Consider the following 5,325-nt stretch of genomic DNA (forward strand, 5'->3'; position numbering starts at 1 on the left):
TGGTGAGTGCGTGTTTGTCGATGTGTGGGCGTCTGAGTGGTTGTGTGTCCGTGGGTGTGTGAGTGCGGGCGCGGGGGGCGCGGGCGCCCCCCCCCCCCCCACCCCCCCGTTTGAGGTCGAGGTCCCGCGGGGTCCTGCCTACGCCCAGAGTTGCCCCTGCAGGGTCTCGATGGCCGCCTCGGTCGTCGGTGCCGTGTAGACGCCCGTCGACAGGTACTTCCAGCCGCCGTCGGCCACGACGAAGACGATGTCGGCGGACTCGCCCGCCGCCACCGCCTTCTTGCCCACGCCGATCGCGGCGTGCAGCGCGGCCCCGGTGGAGACGCCCGCGAAGATGCCCTCCTGCTGGAGCAGCTCCCGCGTGCGCGTCACCGCGTCCGCCGAGCCGACGGAGAACCGGGACGTCAGGACGGACGCGTCGTACAGCTCGGGGACGAAGCCCTCGTCCAGGTTCCGCAGGCCGTAGACGAGGTCGTCGTAGCGGGGCTCCGCCGCGACGATCTTGATGTCCGGCTTCTGCTCGCGCAGGAAACGGCCGACGCCCATCAGCGTGCCCGTCGTGCCGAGGCCCGCCACGAAGTGGGTGATGGAGGGCAGGTCCGCGAGGATCTCCGGGCCGGTCGTCGCGTAGTGCGCGCCCGCGTTGTCCGGGTTCCCGTACTGGTAGAGCATCACCCAGTCCGGGTGCTCCGCCGCCAGCTCCTTGGCGACGCGCACCGCCGTGTTGGAGCCGCCCGCCGCCGGGGAGGAGATGATCTCCGCGCCCCACATGGCGAGGAGGTCACGCCGCTCCTGCGAGGTGTTCTCCGGCATGACGCACACGATGCGGTAGCCCTTGAGCTTGGCCGCCATCGCGAGCGAGATGCCCGTGTTGCCGGACGTCGGCTCCAGGATCGTGCAGCCGGGCGTCAACCGCCCGTCCTTCTCCGCCTGTTCGACCATGTGCAGCGCCGGGCGGTCCTTGATGGAACCGGTCGGGTTCCGGTCCTCCAGCTTCGCCCAGATGCGTACGTCGTCCGATGGGGACAGGCGCGGCAGACGGACCAGGGGCGTGTTGCCCACGGCCGCCAGCGGGGAGTCGTAGCGAGGCATCCGGGATCAGACCATGCCGCCGGCCACGGCCGGGAGGATCGTGACGTTGTCGCCGTCGGTGAGCTTGGTGGAGATGCCGTCCAGGAAGCGGACGTCCTCGTCGTTCAGGTACACGTTCACGAAGCGGCGCAGCTTGTCGCCTTCGACGATGCGCTCGGCGATGCCCGCGTGCCGCGAGTCGAGGTCGGCGAAGAGCTCGGCGAGGGTGTCCCCACTGCCCTGGACGGCCTTCTCGCCGTCGGTGTAGGTGCGGAGGATGGTCGGGATGCGGACCTCGATGGCCATGGCTGAGGGCTCCTGTCGGGAGAAGTCACGTGGTGGGCGCGCGGCGGCCCGGTCGTGCGGGTGCGTGGTGCTTGATGCGTAATGCGTGGTGCAAGGGCAGGACGCGGTTGTGGCGCCGCGGCTCACGGCCGTACGGCGGCAGCGGTCAGCGCGGACAGATCGCGCTCGAGAGCCTGCACAGATCGACGTGCAGACGCGCAACGAGCAGCATGCCCGGCATCTTGTCGCTCACGTCGTGGGGAACCATGCGGTCATCGTATCGATTCCCGGTCCGGGTTCTGGAATGTGATCTCGCATGGTGGACGGATTACGTCCATCACGTGGATGGCGGCAGATACGTGACCGTCGGCGCCCCGGTCGCGGGGTGTACGGACACCTCGGCCGTCACCCCGTACACCTCGGCCAGGAGCTCGCTGGTCAGGACCTCCTTCGGCGGTCCTGACGCGACGAGGCGGCCGGCGTCGAGAACGTACAGACGATCGCAGTAGTACGCCGCGAGATTCAGGTCGTGCAGGGCGAGGAGGTTCGTCGTGCCGAGGGCGCGGACCAGGCCGAGGATCTCCAGCTGGTAGCGGATGTCCAGGTGGTTGGTCGGCTCGTCGAGGATCAGCACGGCGGGCTGCTGCACCAACGCCCTTGCCACCAGGGCACGTTGACGCTCGCCGCCGGAGAGCCCGGCGAAGGTGCGGTGCGCGAGGCCGGCCGCGCCGACCCGTTCGAGGGCCGCGCGGGCCAGGCGCTCGTCCTCGGCCGTGTCCGCCTCCCAGAAGCGTTTGTGCGGGGAGCGGCCCATCGCGACGATCTGCCGGACGGTGAGCTCGAAGCCGCCGTGGCCGTCCTGCGGAACGGTGGCGATGCGGCGGGCGCGGGCCTTGGCCGAGCGCCCCGCCAGGTCGTCGCCGTCCAGGAGGACGCGGCCGCCGGTGGGCGTCAGCGTGCCGTACACACAGCGCAGGAGGGTCGTCTTGCCGCTGCCGTTGGGGCCCACGATGCCGACGGTCTCGCCGCCGGTGGCGTGCAGGGTGACGCCGTCGACGAGGAGGCGGCCGCCGGGCGCACGGTAGGAGAGGTTCTCGGTGCTCAGGGCGGTCATACGGCCGCCTCCCCGCCACGGCTCCTGCGCAGCAGCCACAGGAAGAACGGGCCGCCGGTGAGCGCGGTGAGCACCCCGACCGGGATGTCCTGCGGGGCGGCGACCGTGCGCGCGGCGAGGTCGGCGGCCACCAGGAACACCGCGCCCCCAAGCGCCGCGACCGGAAGGAGCGCGCGGTGCGATGCACCGACCAGCATCCGGGCGGCGTGCGGCACCATCAGGCCGACGAAGCCGATGGCTCCGCTGTACGCGACGAGTACGCCGGTCAGGAGCGAGGCGAGGACGAAGACGGCGGCGCGGAAGCGTGCGGTGTCCAGGCCGAGGACGGTGGCGCCCTCCTCGCCGACGAGGAGCAGGTCCAGGGGGCGGGCCAGGGCGAGCAGGAGCGCCGTGCCGACGATCAGTACGCCGGCGGGGAGGGCCAGCATGTCCCAGCGGGCGCTGCCGAGGCCGCCGAGCGTCCAGTACAGGACCTCCTGCAGATGGTCCGTGCTGTCCGCGATAACCAGGATCAGGCTGGTCAGGGCGGAGAGGATGTACGAGACGGCCACGCCCGCCAGGATCAGCCGGCCGGTGGCGAAGCCGCCGCCGGCGCTTCTGGCCAGGGTGTAGACGATGAGCAGGGAGAGGAGCGCCCCCGCGAACGACGCGGCCGGGATGGTGACCGTGATGGACAGGCCCGCGCCGACGCCGAAAGCGCTGCCGAGGACGATGGCGGCGACCGCGCCGGCCGACGCGCCGGAGGAGACTCCCAGGAGGAAGGGGTCCGCGAGGGGGTTGCGGACCAGGGCCTGGAGGACCGTGCCTATGACGGCGAGGCCCGCGCCCACGGCTGCGCCGAGCAGGACCCTGGGCAGGCGGGCGTCCAGCACGATCGTGCGGAAGGGGGAGGGTTCCGCCCTGCCCGTGAGGATCTCCAGGACATCGGTCACGGGGATCTTGACCGAGCCGAGGGCGAGGCCCGCGGTGGCCGCTGCCGCGAGGGCTATGAGGAGGGCGGTGATGACGGCTGCGTAGGGCGGCTTTCTTTCCCCGATCCCGCCCCTTGCCGAATGTTCCGGCTCCGCCGGCCGGGGCGACCGTCCGTCACCGGCTTCGCCGAGTTCGTCCTCAAACGCCGGACGGGCTGAAAATCTCGCCTGGCCGCGCCGGAGAAGGCGGCTCACAGCTGCTCCGCCAGCTTCTTCACCGCACCCGGAGCCCGCACCCCCGTCACCACATCCGACAGCGGCAGCACCGCGAACCGCTTGTTCTTGATGGCGGGGACGTCGGCGAGCACCGGGTCCTCCAAGAGGCGGCGCTTCTTCTGGGTGACGGTCGTGCCGCCGTAGTCGAGGATCAGGATCACCTCGGGGCTGCTGTCCACCACCGACTCCCAGGACGCGTCGCCGAAGGACTTGTCCAGGCCGGCGAAGACGTTGCGGCCGCCCGCCCGCTCGATGATGTCGTTGCCGATGCCCCGGCCGCCCGCGGTGAAGGCCGTCTTGTCGCCGCTGTCGTAGACGAAGACCGGGAGGGGCTTGCCGTCCTTCAGCTTCTCTGCCGTGTCGGCCAGTTCACGCTCGGCGCCGCTCACCCAGCGGTCCGCCCGTGCCCGCACCCCGAAGGTGGAGCCGACCTCGCGGACCTCCCGGAAGACGTCCTTCATGGTCACCGGGCGCTTCGCGCAGCCCTCCACGTCGAGGCGGGACTTGATGCCGGACTTCGCGAGCGCCGCGCGGCTGCGGCCATCGCCCGCGAGGAAGGCGCTCGGGTAACCGCCGTACACGAAGTCGGGGTTGGCGGCGAGCAGCTTCTCGTAGGAGGGGTACTCCTTGGCCAGGACCGGGACGGACGCGTAGGCCTTCGCGTACGACGGAAGGACCTTGTCGTCCAGGAAGGCGGTGCCCGCCATGCGGTCCGCGAGGCCGAGCTCCAGCATCACTTCCGTCGTGTGCTGGTTCATCGTCACGGCGCGCTTCGGGGGCGCATCGTACGTCGTCTTCACGCCGCAGTTGGTGACGGTGTACGGGAACCCGGCGGCCTTCGCCCCCGGCGCGGCATCGGGCTCCGCGGAGCTCGTGCACGCGGCGAGCGGGGCGAGCAGGGCGGCGGCTATGAGTGCGCGCAGCGGTCGGGACATGGCTGAGCTGTGCCTCCTCCAGGGGATTCCGCGTCCCCTGTATCCGTGGGAGAGGGCGGCAGGTCAGTTCCTGACTGCCCCACCCGCGAAGGGTGGGGTCACAGTGGCGGGACCGTGCCGGATTCGCACCGGCTTCCTGGGTCCTGCCGCCTCAAAGGTGAGGCTCAGTATGCCTGGACGACCTTGACCTCTTCCTCGGTGACCTCGCCGTCGACGATCCGGTAGGAGCGGAACTGGAAGTCGCCCGCGCCGTCGGTGTCCGCCGTGGAGACCAGGACGTAGTGCGCGCCGGGCTCGTTCGCGTACGTGATGTCGGTGCGCGAGGGGTACGCCTCGGTCGCCGTGTGCGAGTGGTAGACGATCACCGGCTCCTCGTCGCGGTCGTCCATCTCGCGGTAGAGCTTGAGGAGGTCGCCCGAGTCGAACTCGTAGAACGTGGGCGAGCGGGCCGCGTTCAGCATCGGGATGAAGCGCTCGGGGCGGCCGGTGCCCGCGGGACCCGCGACCACGCCGCACGCCTCGTCGGGGTGGTCCTGGCGCGCGTGCGCGACGATCTGGTCGTGGAGGGCCTGGGTCAGGGTCAGCATGGGAGCCAGGATAAGCAGAGGGGCGCGGGGCGTACCTCCAATGGGTCGCGAGGGGCCCCCACGCTATGTTGGTCATGAGAAAGAGGGGGTTATGAGTGTTTTATCATCTGAAGGACCAGCGGGGGCCCCCCCCCCCCCCCCGCCGG

7 protein-coding genes and 1 riboswitch are annotated in these 5,325 nt (G+C 70.9%); all 7 genes read right to left on the minus strand.

What is annotated here, in order from left to right:
* Positions 1-138 precede the first annotated feature (138 nt).
* On the minus strand, positions 139-1,092 hold the full coding sequence (locus ACFWY6_RS43875) for a PLP-dependent cysteine synthase family protein (RefSeq protein ID WP_384703065.1): 954 nt from the start codon (positions 1,090-1,092) through the stop codon (positions 139-141).
* A gap of 6 nt (positions 1,093-1,098) precedes the next feature.
* Positions 1,099-1,377, minus strand: coding sequence for a MoaD/ThiS family protein (locus tag ACFWY6_RS43880; protein ID WP_266866522.1), 279 nt, complete (start codon positions 1,375-1,377; stop codon positions 1,099-1,101).
* Positions 1,378-1,522: 145 nt separating this feature from the next.
* Positions 1,523-1,624: a putative leader peptide gene (locus ACFWY6_RS43885; RefSeq protein ID WP_323178622.1), complete on the minus strand. Its 102-nt coding sequence runs from the start codon at positions 1,622-1,624 to the stop codon at positions 1,523-1,525.
* 69 nt (positions 1,625-1,693) lie between these two features.
* Positions 1,694-2,470, minus strand: coding sequence for an ABC transporter ATP-binding protein (locus ACFWY6_RS43890; RefSeq protein ID WP_384703070.1), 777 nt, complete (start codon positions 2,468-2,470; stop codon positions 1,694-1,696).
* Positions 2,467-3,507: a FecCD family ABC transporter permease gene (locus ACFWY6_RS43895; protein WP_384703077.1), complete on the minus strand. Its 1,041-nt coding sequence runs from the start codon at positions 3,505-3,507 to the stop codon at positions 2,467-2,469. The genes ACFWY6_RS43890 and ACFWY6_RS43895 overlap by 4 nt, the downstream gene beginning before the upstream one ends.
* A 125-nt stretch (positions 3,508-3,632) precedes the next feature.
* Complete coding sequence (locus tag ACFWY6_RS43900) at positions 3,633-4,592, minus strand: ABC transporter substrate-binding protein (RefSeq protein ID WP_384703073.1); 960 nt, start codon at positions 4,590-4,592, stop codon at positions 3,633-3,635.
* A gap of 43 nt (positions 4,593-4,635) precedes the next feature.
* A riboswitch (cobalamin riboswitch) is annotated at positions 4,636-4,784 on the minus strand.
* The gene (locus ACFWY6_RS43905) at positions 4,757-5,179 is read right to left on the minus strand and encodes a M67 family metallopeptidase (protein WP_266866516.1); all 423 of its coding nucleotides are present in this window, start codon (positions 5,177-5,179) and stop codon (positions 4,757-4,759) included. Its footprint overlaps the riboswitch before it by 28 nt.
* Positions 5,180-5,325: the final 146 nt, after the last annotated feature.

Source organism: Streptomyces sp. NPDC059037 (assembly GCF_042740015.1).
Taxonomy (GTDB): Bacteria; Actinomycetota; Actinomycetes; order Streptomycetales; family Streptomycetaceae; genus Streptomyces.

What these genes read in the sequence shown, in the direction of transcription:
- ACFWY6_RS43875 (WP_384703065.1), bottom strand. Translation starts at nt 1,092, where the DNA reads ATGCCTCGCTACGACTCCCCGCTGGCGGCCGTGGGCAACACGCCCCTG.
- ACFWY6_RS43880 (WP_266866522.1), bottom strand. Translation starts at nt 1,377, where the DNA reads ATGGCCATCGAGGTCCGCATCCCGACCATCCTCCGCACCTACACCGAC.
- ACFWY6_RS43885 (WP_323178622.1), bottom strand. Translation starts at nt 1,624, where the DNA reads ATGGTTCCCCACGACGTGAGCGACAAGATGCCGGGCATGCTGCTCGTT.
- ACFWY6_RS43890 (WP_384703070.1), bottom strand. Translation starts at nt 2,470, where the DNA reads ATGACCGCCCTGAGCACCGAGAACCTCTCCTACCGTGCGCCCGGCGGC.
- ACFWY6_RS43900 (WP_384703073.1), bottom strand. Translation starts at nt 4,592, where the DNA reads ATGTCCCGACCGCTGCGCGCACTCATAGCCGCCGCCCTGCTCGCCCCG.
- ACFWY6_RS43905 (WP_266866516.1), bottom strand. Translation starts at nt 5,179, where the DNA reads ATGCTGACCCTGACCCAGGCCCTCCACGACCAGATCGTCGCGCACGCG.